Genomic DNA, 18,051 nt, shown 5'->3' with positions numbered 1-18,051 from the left:
GCGCAGGCGTTGCCGCCGAGCACCTAGGTGACGGCCACCGTTCGCCGGGCCGTGGGGCTTTCGCCGAAGTCGCGCACCGTGCCCGCCGACACCGTCCGACGACCCTCGATGACCTCGATCGTCGAGGTCTTGCCTGCCCCGTTGGTGCCGAGGAGGGCGTAGAGCTCCCAGAGCGCGACATGGGTCGAGATCTCCTCGACGGGGTCGAACTTGCCGTAGGTAACGCTCAATTGGGCGGCTTCGATGACTGGGCTGACGGGCATCGCGGCTCCCTCTCGTCTCGGCACAAGACTTCCGTCCTCGGCGGCGCCTTCGCGTCGGTATAAACGCCTTAGCCCTCACCTTCAGCGCACCGATTCGCAAGCGAGCTGGTCACGGGCGGTGCGAGCAAGCCGGCGTGGCAGCCGGGACGCGGGTTGACCAGTGATGGAAGCCGCGCGCTCGGGCCTGTCTCGACCTACGGCATCCGTTTCATCAACCGCTCCGCGTGGAGATCACGGGTGACAACTACCTACTCCGCCCCTGTCGGACCTCATCCCAACCTCGGGTGGAAGTGAAAGACAGACCACGCATGGGTCGGCGGCGCCGTCGTCGGCGTCCGGGTCGGGCGAGTGCTCCCCCAGGTACCGCGCCAGCTGCGCCGCCGCGAGGAGACAGTTGTACCGGGTCGTCTCCGGATAGTTCCCCGAACGCAGCGACCGGTCCCAGTCCCGCAGGGACCCGGCCCAGGTCCGGGACAGTCCTACGGTCAGCTTCTGAAGATCCAACAGTGCCATGGCAACCTGCCCGAGTTTTGTGGTCCAACAGCGGCACGCCAGACCGGGCATCCATGCCAAGCAATGAAAAGAGGGCTCCCGCAAGTCGCTGACCTGCGGAAACCCTCACGCTGTCGGGACGGCCGGATTCGAACCGACGACCCCTTGACCCCCAGTCAAGTGCGCTACCAAGCTGCGCCACGTCCCGCTCCAGCCGGCACAGCGCCGGCGGCAGCCGGTACAGCGTAGCGCACCGGTCGGCCAGGACACCGCGGCCCCCACCCGGGGAGATACGGCAGCCATACCGGCGACGGGCCTCAGCCGTGGGCCTTGCCCCGCCCGCCGGGACCCACCTGCTTGCGTGGGCGCACCGTGACCTCGATCGGGGTGCCTTCGAAGCCGAACTCCTCCCGCAGCTTGCGCTCGACGAACCGCTGGTAGCCGGCGTCGAGCGGGCCGGTGGTGAACAGCACGAACCGGGGCGGCGCCACGCCGGCCTGGGTGGCGAAGAGGATGCGCGGTGCGCGGCCGCCGCGTACCGGGTGCGGGGTGGCCTGCACCAGGGCGGTGATCCACTGGTTGAGCTGGCCGGTCGGGATCCGGGTCTCCCAGCTGGCCAGGGCGGTCCGCAGCGCCGGGGCGAGCCGCTCCACCGACCGGCCGGTCCGGGCGGAGATGTTCACCCGGATCGCCCACGGAATGCGCCGGAGGTCCCGCTCGATCTCCTTCTCCAGGTAGTAGCGTCGGTCGGCGTCGACCAGATCCCACTTGTTGAACGCGATCACCAAGGCCCGGCCGGCCTCGACGACCATCGACAGCACCCGCTGGTCCTGCTCGCTCAGGACTTCGCTGGCGTCGAGCAGGACGACCGCCACCTCGGCCGCTTCGATCGCGCCGGCGGTGCGCAGGCTGGCGTAGTACTCGGTGCCGCTGGCCCGGTTGGCGCGTTTGCGCAGCCCGGCGGTGTCGACGAACTGCCACGGTTCACCGCCGATCTCGACGATGCTGTCCACCGGGTCGACGGTGGTGCCCGCGACGGAGTCGACGACGGCCCGTTCCTCCCGGGCGAGCCGGTTGAGCAGGCTGGACTTGCCGACGTTCGGCCGGCCGACCAGGGCGACCCGGCGAGGGCCGCGCGGCCCACCCGGCTCGGTGACCGGCGGCGGATCAGGCAACGCGTCGAGGACCGCGTCGAGCAGGTCGCCGGACCCGCGACCGTGCAGCGCCGAGACCGGGTACGGCTCGCCCAGGCCGAGTGACCACAGGGCGGCCGACTCCAACTCGACGGACATGTTGTCGGCCTTGTTGGCGACCAGCAGGACCGGTTTGGCGCTGCGTCGCAGCATCTTGACCGCGGCCTCGTCGACATCGGTCGAGCCGACCGTGGCGTCGACGACGAACAGGATGACGTCCGCGGTGGCCACCGCGGCTTCGGCCTGGGCGGCGATCGCGGCGGCGCGGTCGCGGGCGTCCGGCTCCCAGCCGCCGGTGTCGACGACGACGAACTGCCGACCGGACCAGTTGGCGTCGTACGGCACCCGGTCCCGGGTCACGCCCGGGGTGTCCTCCACCACCGCCTGCCGGCGGCCGATGATCCGGTTGACCAGTGTGGACTTGCCGACGTTGGGGCGCCCGACGACGGCGACCACCGGGACCGGGGCGGCCGGCCCGGTCCGCTCGTCCGGGACTGCCTCGGCGCTCACCGGGTCGTCCGGGCTACGAGCAGCTCGCGGAGCTGGTCGACGACCTCGTCGATGCCCATCCCGGTGGTGTCCAGCTCGACCGCGTCGGCGGACTGCTGCAACGGGTCGGCGGCCCGGGTCGAGTCGAGCCGGTCGCGGCGGGCCAGCGCCGCGGCTGTCGCCGCTACGTCGGCGGCGGTCTCGGCGCTGCGCCGCATCGCCCTGGCCTCGGCCGACGCGGTGAGGTAGACCTTGAGGTCAGCATCGGGTGCGACGACGGAGCCGATGTCACGGCCCTCGACGACAATCGGGGACGGCTGATCGATCAACGCGCGCTGCTCGGCGACCAGCCGTTCACGTACCGCCGGCACGGCCGCCACCGCGGACACTGCGGAGGTGACCTCCTGGCTGCGGATCTCGACGTCCACCGCGACGCCATCCGCGCTGATGTGCGGTGCCGCCGGATCGGTGCCGACGGTCAAGGTGACGTCCGACGCGACCTTGACGACCCCGGGCGTGTCGTGCGGGTCGACGCCAGACCGGAGCACTGCCCAGGTGATTGCCCGGTACATCGCGCCGGTGTCCAGGTAGCGGGCGCCTGTCGCGGCGGCCAGTCGCCGGGAAACGGTGGATTTGCCGGATCCGGACGGACCATCCACCGCCACCACGAAGTGCCCGGTCCGTGCCTGCTCAGCCACCGTCGGTTTCCTCTCTTCCGTACCACCGGCCCCGGCAGTCCCGGGAGCATCCACGAGGGCACCTGCCGAGTGCCCGCTTTCCGGGTCCATCATGCCTGGTTAGTCGCTGACGGCCGAGAAGAGGGCGGCGACCTCCGCGTTGTTCAGCCGCCGGGTCCGCCCCGGCCGCAGGTCACCGAGCCGGATCGGCCCGATGGCGGTCCGCACCAGTCGCGAGACCGGGTGCCCCACCTCGTCGAACAGCCGACGCACGATGTGGTTGCGCCCCTCGTGCAGCACCACCTCGACCTGCGCGGTGCGACCCAGGGTGTCCAGCAGCGCATACTTGTCCACTTTGGCCGGCCCGTCGTCGAGATCGACACCGGCGAGCAGCCGGCGGCCGACCGCCCGGGGCACCGGGCCGGCAATCTCACACAGGTACGTCTTCGGCACCCCGTACGACGGATGCATCAGGCGGTGGGCCAGCGTGCCGTCGTTGGTCAGCAGCAACAGTCCCTCACTGTCCGCATCCAGTCGGCCGACGTGGTAGACCCGCTGGTCAACCCGGTCGAGCAGGTCCGACAACGCGGTACGACCCTTTTCGTCTGCCATGGTGGAAACCACGCCGCGGGGCTTGTTCATCGCCAGATAGGCGAGCCGGTGGTCGGCGACGACCCGTTCGCCGTCGACGTGGATGACCGCCGTACGCGGGTCGACCTTGTCGCCGAGTTGAGCGATGCGTCCGTCGACCGTCACCCGGCGTCGGAAGATCAGATCCTCGCAGGCCCGCCGCGAGCCGACTCCGGCGGTGGCGAGCACCTTCTGCAGACGCTGTACACCGCTGTCGTCATCGCTGGGCATCGGCAATCTCTTCCACGTCGTCGGGCAGGAACGGCGCGAGCGAGGGTAGCTCCTCGACGCTGTCCAACCCCAGTTTCTCCAGGAACAGCGTCGAGGTGCGGTAGAGGTAGGCGCCGGACTCCGGCTCGCTGCCGCACTCCTCGATCAGGCCACGGGACAACAGGGTACGGATCACCCCGTCGCAGTTGACACCCCGGATCGCGGAGACCCGGCCACGCGTCACCGGCTGCTTGTAGGCGACCACGGCGAGGGTCTCCAGCGCGGCCTGGGTCAGCCGTGCCGACTGCCCGTCGAGTACGAACCGCTCCACGTACGGCGCGTACTCCGGACGGGTGTAGAGCCGCCAGCCGCCAGCCACCCGACGCAGGTCGAAGCCGTGACCGGCCGCTGTGTAGCCGGCGGAGAGGTCGGCGAGGACTGCGGCGATCCGGTCGGTGGGCTGCTCCAGCACCTGGGCCAGGACCACCTCGGCGACGGGTTCGTCGACCACGAGCAGGATCGCTTCGAGCGCGGCGCGCAACTCGGCGTCGTCGAGCAGCGCCAGCGCCTCCGGTCGGACCGGCGACGGCCCGACCACCGGTGTCGGCCCGGCTGTAGGCGGCGGTTCAGCGGCTGGCACCGGCTCGGGCGCCGGCGGCGGCTCGGGCGCCGGCGGCGGCTCGGGGGCCGGCTCCGCCGCCGGGACCGGTTCAGGCTCGGGGGTCGGCGGCGGCTGCGGTTCGGGCGCGGTGGCATGTTCCGCTGGTACGGGGGCCCGCGCCCACGGTGGCACCCAGGCGGCCGCCTGCTCGGCGAGCGAGTCGGGCTGCTCGTCGGTGCTCACGGGGTCTCCTCCTGCACGGCGTCCGGCTGCACGGCCTTCAGCTGGGTGACCGGTGCCGCGGCGGCGTCCCGTTCCTCCGGGTGGCCGGCGTACTCGTCAATGGTGAGCTCCCCGCCGCCGTCGGCGCCTCCGGTCCAGCGTACGGTCAGATCCCCCAGGGCCTGCTCCTGGCTGAAGCCGACCAGACCCTCCCGGTAGAGCTCCAGCAGCGCGAGGAAGCGTGCGACGACCTCCAGGGTGGACTCGCAGTCCAGGCACAGCGTCTGGAACGTCGCGGTGCCCATCCGGCGCAGCCGGTCACGCAACAGAGTGGCGTGCTCCCGCACGCTCACCCGGATCTGGTGCACGTGGTCGATGGAGACGACCGGTGCGACGCGTGGCGTCATCGCCCTGATCGCGAGCTTCGCGAGCCGCTCCGGACCGATACCGAGCACCAGCTCGGGCAGCGCCTGCGCGTACCGCTCCTCCATGGTGACCGAGCGGGGATAGCGGCGGGCCCCAGCGGTCTCCAGCTCGGCGATGTGCGCCGCGGCCTCCTTGAACGCCTTGTACTGCAACAGCCGGGCGAACAGCAGGTCCCTGGCCTCCAGCAGAGCCAGGTCCTCTTCGTCCTCGACCTGGGCGGCGGGCAGCAGCCGGGCGGCCTTGAGGTCGAGCAGGGTCGCCGCGACGACCAGGAACTCACTGGCCTCGTCCAGGTCCCAGTCGTCGCCCATCGCCCGGATGTAGGCGATGAACTCGTCGGTGACCTGGTGCAACGCCACTTCGGTGACGTCCAGCTTGTGTTTACCGATGAGCTGCAGCAGCAGGTCGAACGGTCCGGTGAAGTTGTCCAGCCGGACGGTGAATCCGGTGCTCTCGCCGGGCAGGACCACCCCGGCGGCGTCGCCGGAGCCGGGTGCCGTCCCGGCAACCTGCCCAGCTGTCACGTCGACCGTCGGAGCGCTCACCCGTCGACCGTAGTCCACCTGCTCGACGAGCTGCACCGCAGGTTAGCGCTCCGCCTGGTGCGCGATGACCTCGCGGGCCAGCTGCCGGTAGTTGCGGGCGCCGGACGAGGCCGGGTCGAGACTGGTGATCGGTGCGCCGGCCACCGTCGACTCGGGGAACTTCACTGTCTTGGTGATGACCGTCTGGTAGACCTTGTCGCCGAACGCCTCGACCACCCGCTGCAGCACCTGCCGGCAGTGGGTGGTGCGGCTGTCGTACATCGTGGCGAGGATGCCTTCGAGCTCCAGGTCGAAGTTGAGCCGCTCGCGGACCTTGTCGATGGTGTCCAGCAGCAGCGCCACCCCACGCAGGCTGAAGAACTCGCATTCCAGGGGGATCAGCACACCGTGTGCCACGGTGAGCGCGTTGATCGCCAGCAGACCGAGCGAGGGCTGGCAGTCGATCAGAACGAAGTCGTACTCCTTGCGGATCGACTTGAGCACCCGGGCCAGGGCCATCTCCCGGGCAACCTCGTTGACCAGCTGGATCTCCGCGGCCGACAGGTCGATGTTGGCCGGCAGCAGGTGCAGACCGGCGACGTCGGTCTTGATCAGCACGTCCTCGGCAGTGACGTCGTCCTGCATCAGCAGGTTGTAGACCGACAGATCGAGGTTGTGCGGGTTGACCCCGAGCCCGACCGACAGCGCGCCCTGCGGGTCGAAGTCGACCAGCAGCACCCGGCGACCGTACTCGGCCAACGCGGCACCGAGGTTGATCGTCGTGGTGGTCTTGCCGACGCCGCCCTTCTGGTTGGCCATCGCGATGACCCGCGCCGGGCCGTGCCGGTCGGTCGGCATCGGCTCGGGGATCGGCTTGCGCATGGTGTAGGCGGTCGGATCGGCGGGACCGAGCTCCGCGCTCAGATCGAGCCCTGCCTGTTGTTCGCGGAGCGTCGAGGTCCACGCCTCGGCACGGTCACTGTTGCCCGCCATGTCCTGTGCGCCCCCTCCCGACGACTGCTCGGCGCCGGAGCCGACCGGCGTCTGCAGCGGCGTCGCCGCTGCGGGGCCTTCGCCTGCCGCCGTACGAAAGCCGCGCCGTTGCCCGACTGTACGCCACCCGGCCGGGGTGCGGCGGACACCGGTCCGGCGTGTCGACCCGGCATGACCCGGGTACGCCCGACGCCCGCACCCGCATCCGCCTACGGATCGACCGCAGGCTCGCGGAACGGGTCAACCACGGGCCCGCGGATGCGCGGTGGCGTAGACCTCGCGGAGCCGGTCGACGGTCACCAGCGTGTAGACCTGAGTGGTGGTCACCGACGCGTGGCCGAGCAGTTCCTGGACCACCCGTACGTCCGCGCCGCCGTCGAGCAGATGGGTGGCGTACGAGTGCCGCAGGGTGTGCGGGGAAACCGGATGTGCCCCGCTCACCGGCAACCCGGCGCGCTCAGCGGCGCGCCGCAGCACCGTCCACGCGCTCTGCCGGGACAGCTGCCCGCCCCGCGCGTTGAGGAAGACGGCCGGGCTGCCCCGGCCCGCCGCCACGAGTGCCGGCCGCACCCGGGTCAGATAGGCCCGCAGCGCGTCGGCCGCGTACCCGCCGACCGGGACCACCCGCTGCCGGCCGCCCTTGCCACGGAGCAGGACCGTCCCGGTGTCCAGGTCGAGGTCGTCGACGGCGGCACCGACCGCCTCGGAGATCCGCGCCCCGGTGCCGTAGAGGAACTCCAGCAGTGCCCGGTCGCGTACGGCCAGCGGCGGCACCGGACCGTCCACCGCGCCGGCGGCGGTCAGCAACCGTTCGACCTGGTCGACGTCGAGCGCCCGGGGCAGCCGGCGCGGCGGGACGGCGGGACGGACGTCGCGGCCGGCGTCGGAGTCGGCGTGTCCCTCCCGGACGGCGAACCGGTGCAGCCCGCGGATGGCACTGGCGGCCCGGGCGGTGGACGCGGCCGACAGCGGCGGCTGCCCGTCGGCGCCGGCCCGCAGCGCGGCGAGGTGCCCGGTGATCTGCACCGGCCCCACCTCGGCAAGTTCAGCGATCCCCAGGTGCGCCAGCGTGCCGAGGTAGCGGTCCAGGTCGCGCCGGTAGGACCGGAGGGTGTGCTGGGACAGCCCGCGTTCGACGGTCAGGTGGTCCAGGTAGCTGCGGACCGCGTGCCGCAGCGCAGGGGCCGGCGGCACCGTCTGCGGCGGCGCGTCGCCGGTCAGCCCAGCACCTCGGCCAACGACCGGCTGCTCAGGCCATGTGCCTCGGCCACCGGACCGGAGGTGATCTCGCCGTCGTGGGTGTTCAGACCGGCGGCGAGAGCCCGATCGTGACGCAGCGCGTCGCGCCAGCCCCGGTTGGCGAGTTCGAGGGCGTACGGCAGGGTGACGTTGGTCAACGCGTACGTGCTGGTGTGCGGGACGGCGCCGGGCATGTTCGCCACGCAGTAGAAGACCGAGTCGTGGACCGGGTAGACGGGTTCGGCGTGGGTGGTGGGCCGGGAGTCCTCGAAACACCCGCCCTGGTCGATCGAGATGTCGACGAGCACACTGCCGGGCTTCATCCGGGACACCAGTTCGTTGGTGACGATCCTGGGTGCCTTCGCTCCGGGCACCAGGACCGCGCCGATCACCAGGTCCGCGTCGATCACCGCCCGCTCGACCTCGTAGGTGTTCGACGCGACCGTCTTCATCCGCCCCTGGTGGATCGCGTCCGCCTGACGCAGCTTGCTGATGTCCCGGTCGAGCAGCAGGACGTCGGCGTGCATCCCGGCCGCGATCACGGCCGCGTTCATCCCGGACACCCCGGCCCCGATGACCACCACCTTCGCCGGGTAGACGCCGGGGACCCCGCCCATCAGCACGCCGCGGCCACCGCCGGGACGCATCAGGTGGTACGCGCCGACCTGTGCGGCCAGCCGACCGGCGACCTCGGACATCGGTGCGAGCAGCGGGAGGGAACGGTCGGCGTTCTCCACCGTTTCGTACGCGATTCCGGTGACCCGTTGGCGCAGCAGGGCGTCGGTGCACTCTCGCGACGCCGCGAGGTGCAGGTAGGTGAAGAGGACCTGGCCGGGTCGCATCCGGTGGTGTTCCTCGGCGACTGGCTCCTTCACCTTGAGGACCAGGTCGGCACTCGCCCAGACGTCGTCGGCGCTCGGGGCGATGCTCGCCCCGGCGGCGGCGAACTCGTCGTCGGTGATGGCGGATCCGACGCCGGCGCCGGTCTCCACCGTCACCTGGTGACCGGCCCGGGTGAACTCGTGCACCCCGGCCGGGGTGATCGCCACCCGGTACTCGTGGTTCTTGACCTCGCGGGGAATGCCAACCTTCACGTCGCCGTCACCTTTCCGCGGGCCACGCTGCCCGAACTTGTCTCCCGGCGAAGTCTAGATCCGGTCGACAGGTCCGACAGCCGGCACGTTGACAGTCGATGACGGCACGGCTTGACGGTGTGTCATTCCGAGCGACCACCGCCCAGGCGATCACATGGAGTGAAGGCCAGGGACCACCAGGTGAGCGCGGTCCGCGGTTTTCCCAGGATCCGGACCTTCGCTGCGACGACCTGGACCAAGGTCACTACATTGCCGCTCCATGACCTTTCCTCAGCATCCTGGCGCCGGTGGCGTCTCCGACAAGAGCAAGATCATCGCCGGGGTCCTCGGCATCCTGCTGGGCGGCTTCGGCGTCGGCCGGTTCTACACAGGCCACACCAAGATCGCCGTACTCCAGTTGGTCGTCAGCGTCGTCACCTGCGGCCTCGGTTCGCTCTGGGGCCTGATCGACGGGATTCTCGTCCTGGTCAACGGCGGCACCGACGCCCAGGGTCGGCCGCTGCGCGACTGACCACCCGACCGCTCGGCGACCACCGCGTAACCGGTGGCCGAGCGGAGATTGCGACAAGCCGAACGGCGGTCGGGCGGACGACATCCGCGCCGGCCGCCGTTCGCCGGCCGCCGGGTCAGCGCGCCGCGCCGCCGGGCGGGCGCGGGGCAGGTTCGGTGACGGCACGCAACGCCGCCCACCCCGTCTGCCGGGCGCAGGCCGCAGCCAGCAGACCGGCTACCGCCGGACCGTTGGTGATCTCGCCGCCCAGTACCATCCGGACCGCCTCGTCGAGGTCGACGAGGTGGACCTGCAGCTCCGCCTCCTCGTCGTGGCGATGGTGCCGGTCCTGCTCCGGCACCGGGGTGAGGTCCCGGGCGAGGAAGATCCGGACCGTCTCGTCCGAAAATCCCGGCGACGGGTGCACATCGACGAGCAGATCGAGTCGACCGGCGGTCAGGTCGGCCTCCTCGACGAGCTCCCGGTGGGCGGTGGCGGGCAGTTCCTCCCCGGCGACGTCGATCAGGCCGGCGGGAAGTTCCCACAGCTGCCGGCCGACCGGATGGCGGTACTGACGGACCAGCACCACCCGTCCGGCCTCGTCGAGCGCGACCACTGCGACCGCGCCGACATGCCGTACGTAGTCCCGCCTGGCCACACCGCCAGCCGGCATCGTCACCTCGTCGCTGACCACCGAGAAGATTGGGCCGGAGAACCGGTCGGTCCGCGACAGCACCCGGTAGACGTGACCGCCCGAGCCGTCTTCGGCGTCCGGCCCGTGCTCCCGCATCAGGCCTGGCCTCCGGGGGCCGGCGCCAGATCCACCGGCAACTGGTCGGCCTCCGAATACGTGATCACCGCACCGACGAAGGCATGGAACAGCGGATGCGGCCGGGTCGGGCGGCTCTTCAGCTCCGGGTGGGCCTGAGTGGCGACGAAGAACGGGTGCTCAGCCCGGTCCAGCTCGACGAACTCGACCAGCCGGCCGTCCGGCGAGGTGCCCGAGATCCGCAACCCGGCTTTCTCCAACACCTCCCGGTACGCGTTGTTCACCTCGTAGCGGTGCCGGTGCCGTTCACTGACCTCGGTCGCCCCGTACGCCTGCGCGACGATCGAGCCTTCAGCCAGCAGCGCCCGGTACCCGCCGAGGCGCATCGTGCCGCCCATGTCCCCCTTGCCGGCGACGATCTGCTCCTGGTCCGCCATGGTCGCGATGATCGGGTGTTCAACCTCCTCGTCGAACTCGGCGGAGTTGGCACCGGCCAGACCGGCACCGTTGCGGGCCACCTCGATCGCCATGCACTGCAGGCCGAGGCAGAGCCCGAGCACCGGGACGCCGTTCTCCCGCCCGTACCGGGCCGCGCCGATCTTGCCCTCGATGCCCCGCACCCCGAATCCGCCCGGGATCACGATCCCGTCGACCCCGCTGAGCGCGGCGGCGGCACCGTTCGGGCTGACACACTCGTCGCTGGGCACCCACCGGATCTGCACCCGCGCCCGGTGCCCGAAACCCGCCGCCCGGATCGCCTCGGTCACCGACAGGTACGCGTCCGGCAGGTCGACGTACTTGCCGACCAGCGCCACGGTGACGGTGTGCCGCGGATGGTGCACCCGCTCCAGCAGGTCGTCCCAGCTGGTCCAGTCGACGTCGCGGAAGGACAGACCCAGCCGGCGCACCACGTAGGCGTCGAGGCCCTCCCGGTGCAGCACCTTCGGGATGTCGTAGATGCTCGGCGCGTCGGGGGCGGCGATGACCGCTTCCCGGTCCACGTCACAGTAGAGCGACAGCTTGTGCTTCAACTTGTCCGGGATCTCCCGGTCGGAGCGGCACACGATCGCGTCCGGCTGGATACCGATGCTGCGCAGCGCGGCGACCGAGTGCTGCGTCGGCTTCGTCTTGAGCTCGCCGGACGGCACCAGGTAGGGAACCAGCGACACGTGCAGGTAGAAGCAGCGGTCCCGGCCGACGTCGTGACGGACCTGGCGGATCGCCTCCAGGAACGGCAACGACTCGATGTCGCCGACGGTGCCGCCCACCTCGGTGATCACCACGTCCGGGATCAACCCGTGCTCGTCGGGCTCTCCCATCGCCCGGATCCTGGCTTTGATCTCGTTGGTGATGTGCGGAATCACCTGCACCGTGTCGCCGAGGTACTCGCCCCGGCGTTCCTTGGCGATGACCTCGGAGTAGATCTGACCGGTGGTCACGTTGGCCTTGCAGGACAGGTCACGGTCGAGGAACCGTTCGTAGTGCCCCACGTCGAGATCGGTTTCGGCGCCGTCGTCGGTGACGAACACCTCACCGTGCTGGAAGGGGTTCATCGTGCCGGGGTCGACGTTGAGGTACGGGTCGAGCTTCTGCATCACCACTCGGAGTCCGCGAGCGCTGAGCAGGTTGCCCAGACTGGATGCGGTCAACCCCTTGCCGAGTGAGGACGCGACGCCCCCGGTGACGAAAATGTGCCGTACCGTCTGTGTCGAAGGGGCCAAGGCGTGCTCCCGTGGGTCGTCTGACTGGTCGTGCAGACCGGCGCGTCACTGATGAAGCTGCTGGCGCGATCCACGGGACTCCACGGTAACACCTGCCGAAACAGCGGACCCGCTGACCTCGTCGGGTGCCTTCGCCGGGCTCTGCTCGGCCGGGCCGGGCGGGCCCGTCTGGCCGGTGGACGGTCTGGTCCGGTCCGCCGAGTGCCCGAGCACCCGCAACGCCACCAACGCGGCCAACGGCACGGTCACCGCCGCCGCCGCACCGGCCACGTCCAGCGCAGAACCCGCAAGACCGCCGCCGATCACCGACGACACGGCGATGCCGGCCATCGCCGCCCGCACCGCCGGATAGATGCCGAACAGCCGTTTCAGCCCGCCCCACGGCTGCAGCAGGGCGAACCACACGAGTACCGCCGCGACCAGCGTCAGCACCGTCAACGGGCTGCTCAGCAGGGCCGACATGTTGGCCGCCGAGGAACGGTGCAGGGTGAGCCCGCCGGTGCCGTCGGCCAGTGCGGTGAGGAACCGTCCCAAGCTGCCCCGTTCAGTCTCCGGCCGCTGCAAATCGAGCAGTGCGAAGCCGGCGGTCACCAGCAGACTCGCGACCGTCGCCCACGCCACTCTGGGCACACTCAGCCAACCCCCGGTGCTGATCGCCGCCGTGACCGCCACTCCGGCGGTCAACGCGATCGCTCCGACCGGGTCGGCACCCAGGTAGGGGCTGCCGACCAGGATCACCGCGGCACCACCGATGGTGACCACCACCGTCACCCGCCAACCACGCCGGACCCGCTGGGCCAGACAGCCGGCGGCCAGCAGGGTGCCGGCGATCAGCACCCCCAGTCCCACCGTGCCGAGCCCGGCGTAGCGACCGCCTTCGGAGGCGGAGTATCCGGCTACGCCGTTGAGTTGCAGCCTGGCGCCGGTCAGCACGTCGGCGGCGACGACCGCCGCCGCGATCGTGGCGACCAGCGTCATCGGGGCGAGCGTGCGTCGGTAGGAACGGCTGATCCGGACCGCCGCCGTCGCGGCGGCGACCACCAGCACCGTCGCCACGGCCAACGCGGGGCCGGGCCGGCCGCTGCGCCACCAGGGCACCACCTCGGCGAGCAGCGCCGCCGGGATGGCGAGCGCGGCCGCGATCAGCAGGACCTCCATGACGGCGTTGGCCCGCCGAGTGACCGGGTCCGGGCCAGGCCGCCCTGCGGTGCGGCGCACCCGGCGCAGCAACGGTACGACGGCCACGGCGAGTGCGGTGTGGAACCCGGCGAGCAGGCCGAAGAACCAGACCGCGGCGCGCCGCTGGGCGCGGGCCTCCCGGTCCGCGTCGGCCGGGTACGCGATCGCCGTCGCGAGGTCCTCCGGCCGGCCAGGTGCCGAACTCGCCGGCTGGCCGATGAACAGCCCGTCGGGTTGATCCCGGTCGAGCACGTGCAGCGCGGTCGGTGCCAGGTCCACCAACTGCAGGTAGCCGTCCCGGCCGGTGGTCGGCGACGTCATCCAACCCGTCTCCCAGCCGGGACCGTCGGCGACCGCCACGTGCAGCCGGGTCGGTGCGCCGGTGTCGGCCAGCCCGGCGACCAGCACGAGTGAGCGCTGCGGGCGAGCCGCCAGAACCCGCGCCAGCGTCTCGTCGGCCCGCCGTGCGGCGGCTGCCCGTTCGGTCGGGTCGGAACCGGCAACCACTCCGGCGTCAACGACGCTCAACACGCAGGAGGCGAGCAGGTCCGCCGGGTCCGGCGGGAGCTGCGGCTCGTAGCGGTCGACCCGGCCGAAAGGCCGGGCGGCGGTCAGCGCGGCACCCGGCCCGATGGCCACCGTGCACCGCACCGACTCGGCCAACGCGCCGGGCACCGCACCCCAGGTGAGACGTTCCTGATTGAGGCGCACCGTCGCGGGCTGCGAGGTCAGGTATCCACCGATGCCGTCAGGTTGCTCGACGGCGATCTGCGCCAGCGGGCAGGTGCCGTCGCCGGTGGTGCCGGTGATCCCGTCGTACGCCGCGTAGTTGCCGGCACCGAGGGTGACCCACCCGTCGGCCGGACAGGTCGGCCGCTGCGCGGACCGCACCGCCAGTGCGGCGATCGAGCCCTGCTCCGCCAGCCGCCACAGCGTCGGCGTCGTCCGCCGGTCGACGTCGTCCCAGCGCAGGCCCGGCACTCCGACAATGACCACGTAGTCCGCGCTGCGACCGGAGGTACCCACCGCCGGCCGGTCGGCCAGTGCCGCCACGCCGGCGGCCAGCAGCATCGACGTCAGCAGCAGCGGCACGATCCGGTGACGCATCAGCCGCTCCCGTCCACCGGTCGGTCGTCGCGGTCGGTCGGCCCGGCACGGCGGCCCGGCACCGACTGCCCGCCGGCTACCTCCCGCCCGCCGGTCAGCTCCCGGTAGACAGCGCGGACCAGGTCGAGACTGTCCGCGTCGCTTGGCCAGCCGGCGGCTCGCCGGGGTCCACGGTCGGCCAGGTCGGCCCGCTGCTGATGGTCGCTCAGCAACTCGCGCACGGCGCCGTCCAGCGCGGCCAGGTCGCCGGGTGGAATCAACCGGCAGGCGTCGCCGACCAGTTCGGGCAGCCCGCCGACCGCGGTCGCCACCAACGGTACGCCGGCCCGCAACGCCTCCTGGGCGAACAACTGTCGAGCCTCCCAGTCGCTGCAGACGACCGCCAGGTCGGCGCCGAGCAGCAGGTCGGACACGTCATGACGGTGGCCGAGTAGGGTGACCGGTGCCCGTACCGCCGAGATCTGCGCCGCCAGGGACAGGTAGCTCGGCCCGGTGCCGGCGATCACCACCTGCGCCGGTGGAGTCAGTTCGCGCCATCCGGCGGCGGCGTCGACCAGCAGGTCGTAGCGCTTCTGCGGGTGCAGCCGGCCGACCGAGAGCACCAGCGGTTGATGGGCGCCGACACCGAATTCCGCGCGCACTGCGGCACGGCTGCGTCTCGGCGCGGGCAACTCCGGCGCCGCAACCGGGCCGAGCCTGGCGTCAGGCGCGCCGAGCGCCACCGCCCGCTCGACTAGGTCGGCCGAGGCACCGAGGGTCACCCGGGCGGCCCGCGCCACCCGCCGCTCGACCAGCCGCGCCAGTCGACCCCGCAGCCCGCCGACGAGGATGCTGTTGTGCCAGGTCACCACGATCGGCGCGGACGGTCGGGCGAGCGCCGCGACGAACCCGGCGCGTAGTCCGTGCGCGTGCACCACGTCGACCCCGTCGGCGAGGACGCGGCGGACCGCGGTCACCGCGCGGGCGTCGGCCAGGGTCGGGTTGGCCGGGATCTCCACCGGGACGAACCGGGCACCGGACGCGGTGAACCGGAACTGCTGTTCGACGGCGAGCGGACCGCACACAATCACCCGCGCCCCGCCAGACACCAGGCCCCGGCTCAGGGATGCGACGTGCTGGCCGATACCGCCCGTGCTGGAGCCGATCAGCAGCAGGACCGTACCGGCCCAGCGATCGTCCGTCGGATCACTCACCGCGACTCCGTCCCCTTCCCGTCCCGTCGCCGGCCGGCCGCCAGCCGCCGGGTCCGGCGCACCGCGCCAACGACCATCGGCCGCAGATCGTGGCGGTCCGCAGGCAGGGACACCGCGAGAAAGACCGCCAACCCGGTCGCCCCGGACAGCATGCCCTGCAGCAGCACGCCGGGCACGCTCGGGGTGGTCGACCCCGGCCCGGTCAGGTACGCCACGCCGGCGCCCGCAGCCGCCGCGACGACGCCGGCTACCAGACCGGTCGCCACCGCCCGGCCGAGCCCGGTCAGCGCGGCGCCACCGGCGACCCGGCGCAGGGCCGCGACCAGCAGCAGCCCCATCACCGACATGCCGAGCGCGTTGGCCAGCGCCAAGGCGAAGACCCGGTCGCGGTCGGGCAGCACCAGTGACAGCACCGGGGCGGCGACCATCACGCAGCTCCAGCCGGCGGCCACCGCTGCGGTGGCAGGTGCCGGGCGGCCGGCCGCGTACAGCGCCCTGGAGCCGATCGCGAACATACCGTAGCCGATCAGGCCCGGAGCGAAGCCGGCGACGCCGGCGGCCAGCGTCCCGGCCTGCCCGGCCGGGACCAGAAAGGCCGCAGCCGGGACGCAGACGGAGACCAGGACGGCCGCGCCGAGACAGCAGAGCAGGACCACGCCGCGCAGGGCCGGACCGAGGTTGGACCGGTACCCGGCGATGTTCCCGTGGCTGTGGGCTGCGGCCAGGGTCGGGTAGGCGGCGGTCGCCAGCGGCACCGCGAGCACCGACCAGGGCAGTAGGAACACCGTCTGGGCCAGCATGAACAGCACGACGCTGCCCTGCGGCGCGCCACCGGCGAAGCAGAGCCAGACCGCGACCAGCACGGCGACCTGCTGCGCGCCGACGGTGACCGCGCCGGCCGCCGCCAGCCCGCCGACTGCGTCGCGGGCCGCGCCGACGAACCGGAGGCCGGGTCGCAGCCGCAGACCCAGTGGGCGCAGCGGCACGAACAGGCACAGCGACAGCACGGCCACCCCACCGGTGGTGCCGGCGGCCAGCAGCAGCTGGCCTGACGTACCCACCCCGGGCAGGTCGGCCAGCCGTCCCTCGGTGGCGGCGAAGGTCAGGTAGGTGCCGATCACCGTGACGCTGGACAGCAGCGGGGCGATCACCGGCCAGGCGAACCGGTGGTGTGCCTGCAGCACTCCGGTGAGCACCACGGCGATCCCGTACAGCGGAAGTTGCGGGGCGAACAGCCGCAGCATCAGCGTGCCGGCGTCGATCTGCGCGGCACCGGCGTCGGCGGCGAGCAGCCGCACGATCGGCCCGGCCGCGAACGCGAGCAGCACCGCGAGCGGGATCAGCAGGCCGAGCGTCCAGGTGAGCAGCGCTGACGTGGTCGCGGACACGGCGGTACGGTCACCGGCGGCCACCGCACCGGCGAGCAGCGGCACCACGAGGCTGGCCAGCGCTCCCCCGGCGACGATCTCGAAGATGATGTTGGGAATCGTGTTGGCGGCAGTGTAGATGTCACCCAGCGCGGTCGGCCCCACCGACCAGGCGAAAACCGCGGTACGGCCGACCCCGGCCAGCCGGCTCGCCACGGTGAGCACCGCGATCAGCGCCGCGGCACCGGCGACCCGGGTGCCGACCGCCGAATTGGTCATTGCCGCGTCCTGGTCAGGGTGTCCGGCGGCCGAGGGCGTCGAACTCACGCAGGCCGGGGGTGCGTGCGATCACCTGGGTGAAGCTGACCCGCTCGCTCGCCGCCGTCAGCCCGGCGAGCCCGGCGAGCACGACCGCGCGGCCGACCGGCCCGGTACGCTGCGCGACGGCGACCCCGAGCAGGGCACCGAGCGCATTGGCGCCGCAGTCGCCGAGCATCACCTGCTCGTCGAGATCGTCGCGGAGCAGCCCGAGAACCGCACCGCTGGTCCCTGCGGCGGTGCCCGCCGTCAGGCCGGCCAGCAACGGGGCGGCGATCAGCAGCCCGGCCTTCGCCGCTCGCCCGGGCCGCAGGTCCAACAGGTTGACCAGGTTGGCGGTGCCGGCGATCACGCCGGCGCCGAGTAGTGTGTCGGCCGCCCGGAGGACCGGTCGGCGGGCGGTGTCCCGGCGGTCCACGGCGAGCAGCGCGGCCGCGACGGTGGCGGCGGCGCCGACCCCCACGATCTTGACCAGCCCGCTGGTCACCCGGCCCGACCGCAGCGCCGAGAGATGCCCGGCGAAGCCCTTGGCCGCCCGCTGGTCCGGTCGGGCGCCGACGATGTCGTCGTAGAGCCCGACCGCTCCGGAACCGGCACCGGCGACCAGCGCCGCCGCTGCGGCGGGCGGGCTCGCGGCTCCGAACGCGGCGGCGGTCGACGCGGCGGCGGCGAGCGCCGGTCCGCCGGCGAGGCTCACCGAGCGGCCCCGGAAGTTGGTGCGCTCCAGTGCGCCACGGGGTGCGACCCGCTTGGCGGTGCGCAGTGCGACGCGGGCTGCGACGGTGCCGGCGGCACCGAGCAGTAACAGGCTCAGCGGGCCACGGTTCGACATCAGGGGCTCACTCCGTCGACAG

General features: G+C 72.2%; 15 protein-coding genes, 1 tRNA gene and 1 pseudogene. 1 reads left to right on the top strand and 16 read right to left on the bottom strand.

The window, feature by feature from the left end; all coding sequences use genetic code 11:
- Positions 1 to 23: 23 nt before the first annotated feature.
- From O7553_RS10775 to ald, 10 genes are all read right to left on the bottom strand, one after another.
- Positions 24 to 263 (bottom strand): ATP-binding cassette domain-containing protein, encoded by a 240-nt coding sequence (locus O7553_RS10775; RefSeq protein WP_281554658.1) that lies wholly within the window; start codon positions 261 to 263, stop codon positions 24 to 26.
- Positions 264 to 889: 626 nt separating this feature from the next.
- Positions 890 to 963: transfer RNA gene (locus O7553_RS10770), tRNA-Pro, on the bottom strand.
- Between the two features lie 109 nt (positions 964 to 1,072).
- Positions 1,073 to 2,458, bottom strand: coding sequence for a ribosome biogenesis GTPase Der (der, locus tag O7553_RS10765; protein WP_281554657.1), 1,386 nt, complete (start codon positions 2,456 to 2,458; stop codon positions 1,073 to 1,075).
- A complete protein-coding gene (gene cmk, locus O7553_RS10760; protein ID WP_281554656.1) occupies positions 2,455 to 3,135 on the bottom strand; it encodes a (d)CMP kinase in 681 nt (226 codons plus the stop codon). Before cmk ends, der begins: the two co-directional genes overlap by 4 nt.
- A 99-nt stretch (positions 3,136 to 3,234) precedes the next feature.
- Complete coding sequence (locus O7553_RS10755; protein ID WP_281554655.1) at positions 3,235 to 3,975, bottom strand: pseudouridine synthase; 741 nt, start codon at positions 3,973 to 3,975, stop codon at positions 3,235 to 3,237.
- Positions 3,962 to 4,798: an SMC-Scp complex subunit ScpB gene (gene scpB / locus O7553_RS10750; RefSeq protein ID WP_281554654.1), complete on the bottom strand. Its 837-nt coding sequence runs from the start codon at positions 4,796 to 4,798 to the stop codon at positions 3,962 to 3,964. The genes O7553_RS10755 and scpB overlap by 14 nt, the downstream gene beginning before the upstream one ends.
- The gene (locus O7553_RS10745) at positions 4,795 to 5,673 is read right to left on the bottom strand and encodes a ScpA family protein (RefSeq protein ID WP_281555566.1); all 879 of its coding nucleotides are present in this window, start codon (positions 5,671 to 5,673) and stop codon (positions 4,795 to 4,797) included. Before O7553_RS10745 ends, scpB begins: the two co-directional genes overlap by 4 nt.
- 117 nt (positions 5,674 to 5,790) lie before the next feature.
- On the bottom strand, positions 5,791 to 6,720 hold the full coding sequence (locus tag O7553_RS10740; protein ID WP_281554653.1) for an AAA family ATPase: 930 nt from the start codon (positions 6,718 to 6,720) through the stop codon (positions 5,791 to 5,793).
- 240 nt (positions 6,721 to 6,960) lie between these two features.
- Positions 6,961 to 7,914, bottom strand: a complete 954-nt coding sequence (locus tag O7553_RS10735) for a site-specific tyrosine recombinase XerD (protein ID WP_281554652.1) — start codon at positions 7,912 to 7,914, stop codon at positions 6,961 to 6,963.
- Between the two features lie 23 nt (positions 7,915 to 7,937).
- Complete coding sequence (ald, locus tag O7553_RS10730; RefSeq protein WP_281554651.1) at positions 7,938 to 9,053, bottom strand: alanine dehydrogenase; 1,116 nt, start codon at positions 9,051 to 9,053, stop codon at positions 7,938 to 7,940.
- A gap of 259 nt (positions 9,054 to 9,312) precedes the next feature.
- Between ald and O7553_RS10725 the strand changes: the two genes are divergently transcribed.
- Complete coding sequence (locus tag O7553_RS10725; RefSeq protein WP_278168812.1) at positions 9,313 to 9,564, top strand: TM2 domain-containing protein; 252 nt, start codon at positions 9,313 to 9,315, stop codon at positions 9,562 to 9,564.
- Between the two features lie 115 nt (positions 9,565 to 9,679).
- On the opposite strand, the gene O7553_RS10720 is transcribed toward O7553_RS10725, so the two are convergent.
- The 6 genes and pseudogenes from O7553_RS10720 to O7553_RS10695 form a co-directional block, all read right to left on the bottom strand.
- The gene (locus tag O7553_RS10720; protein ID WP_281554650.1) at positions 9,680 to 10,333 is read right to left on the bottom strand and encodes an NUDIX hydrolase; all 654 of its coding nucleotides are present in this window, start codon (positions 10,331 to 10,333) and stop codon (positions 9,680 to 9,682) included.
- Complete coding sequence (locus tag O7553_RS10715; RefSeq protein ID WP_281554649.1) at positions 10,333 to 12,033, bottom strand: CTP synthase; 1,701 nt, start codon at positions 12,031 to 12,033, stop codon at positions 10,333 to 10,335. Before O7553_RS10715 ends, O7553_RS10720 begins: the two co-directional genes overlap by 1 nt.
- Positions 12,034 to 12,213: 180 nt before the next feature.
- Positions 12,214 to 14,319, bottom strand: a pseudogene (locus O7553_RS10710) (hypothetical protein); the annotation flags it as partial.
- Complete coding sequence (locus O7553_RS10705; protein ID WP_281554647.1) at positions 14,319 to 15,512, bottom strand: glycosyltransferase family 4 protein; 1,194 nt, start codon at positions 15,510 to 15,512, stop codon at positions 14,319 to 14,321. The gene O7553_RS10705 and the pseudogene O7553_RS10710, both read right to left, overlap by 1 nt.
- Positions 15,509 to 17,158, bottom strand: coding sequence for a lipid II flippase MurJ (locus O7553_RS10700; RefSeq protein ID WP_281554646.1), 1,650 nt, complete (start codon positions 17,156 to 17,158; stop codon positions 15,509 to 15,511). Before O7553_RS10700 ends, O7553_RS10705 begins: the two co-directional genes overlap by 4 nt.
- 13 nt (positions 17,159 to 17,171) lie before the next feature.
- Positions 17,172 to 18,029 (bottom strand): hypothetical protein, encoded by an 858-nt coding sequence (locus O7553_RS10695; protein WP_281554645.1) that lies wholly within the window; start codon positions 18,027 to 18,029, stop codon positions 17,172 to 17,174.
- Positions 18,030 to 18,051: the final 22 nt, after the last annotated feature.

This window comes from Solwaraspora sp. WMMA2059 (genome assembly GCF_027497315.1).
In the GTDB taxonomy this organism is placed as follows: domain Bacteria; phylum Actinomycetota; class Actinomycetes; order Mycobacteriales; family Micromonosporaceae; genus Micromonospora_E.
The sequence above is the reverse complement of the archived record's forward strand: the minus strand, read 5'-3'. Positions and strand labels throughout refer to the sequence as shown.

Excerpts from the sequence above, each read along its gene's own strand:
- O7553_RS10775 (WP_281554658.1), bottom strand. The coding sequence starts at position 263 with ATGCCCGTCAGCCCAGTCATCGAAGCCGCCCAATTGAGCGTTACCTAC.
- O7553_RS10755 (WP_281554655.1), bottom strand. The coding sequence starts at position 3,975 with ATGCCCAGCGATGACGACAGCGGTGTACAGCGTCTGCAGAAGGTGCTC.
- O7553_RS10740 (WP_281554653.1), bottom strand. The coding sequence starts at position 6,720 with ATGGCGGGCAACAGTGACCGTGCCGAGGCGTGGACCTCGACGCTCCGC.
- O7553_RS10725 (WP_278168812.1), top strand. The coding sequence starts at position 9,313 with ATGACCTTTCCTCAGCATCCTGGCGCCGGTGGCGTCTCCGACAAGAGC.
- O7553_RS10720 (WP_281554650.1), bottom strand. The coding sequence starts at position 10,333 with ATGCGGGAGCACGGGCCGGACGCCGAAGACGGCTCGGGCGGTCACGTC.
- O7553_RS10700 (WP_281554646.1), bottom strand. The coding sequence starts at position 17,158 with ATGACCAATTCGGCGGTCGGCACCCGGGTCGCCGGTGCCGCGGCGCTG.
- O7553_RS10695 (WP_281554645.1), bottom strand. The coding sequence starts at position 18,029 with ATGTCGAACCGTGGCCCGCTGAGCCTGTTACTGCTCGGTGCCGCCGGC.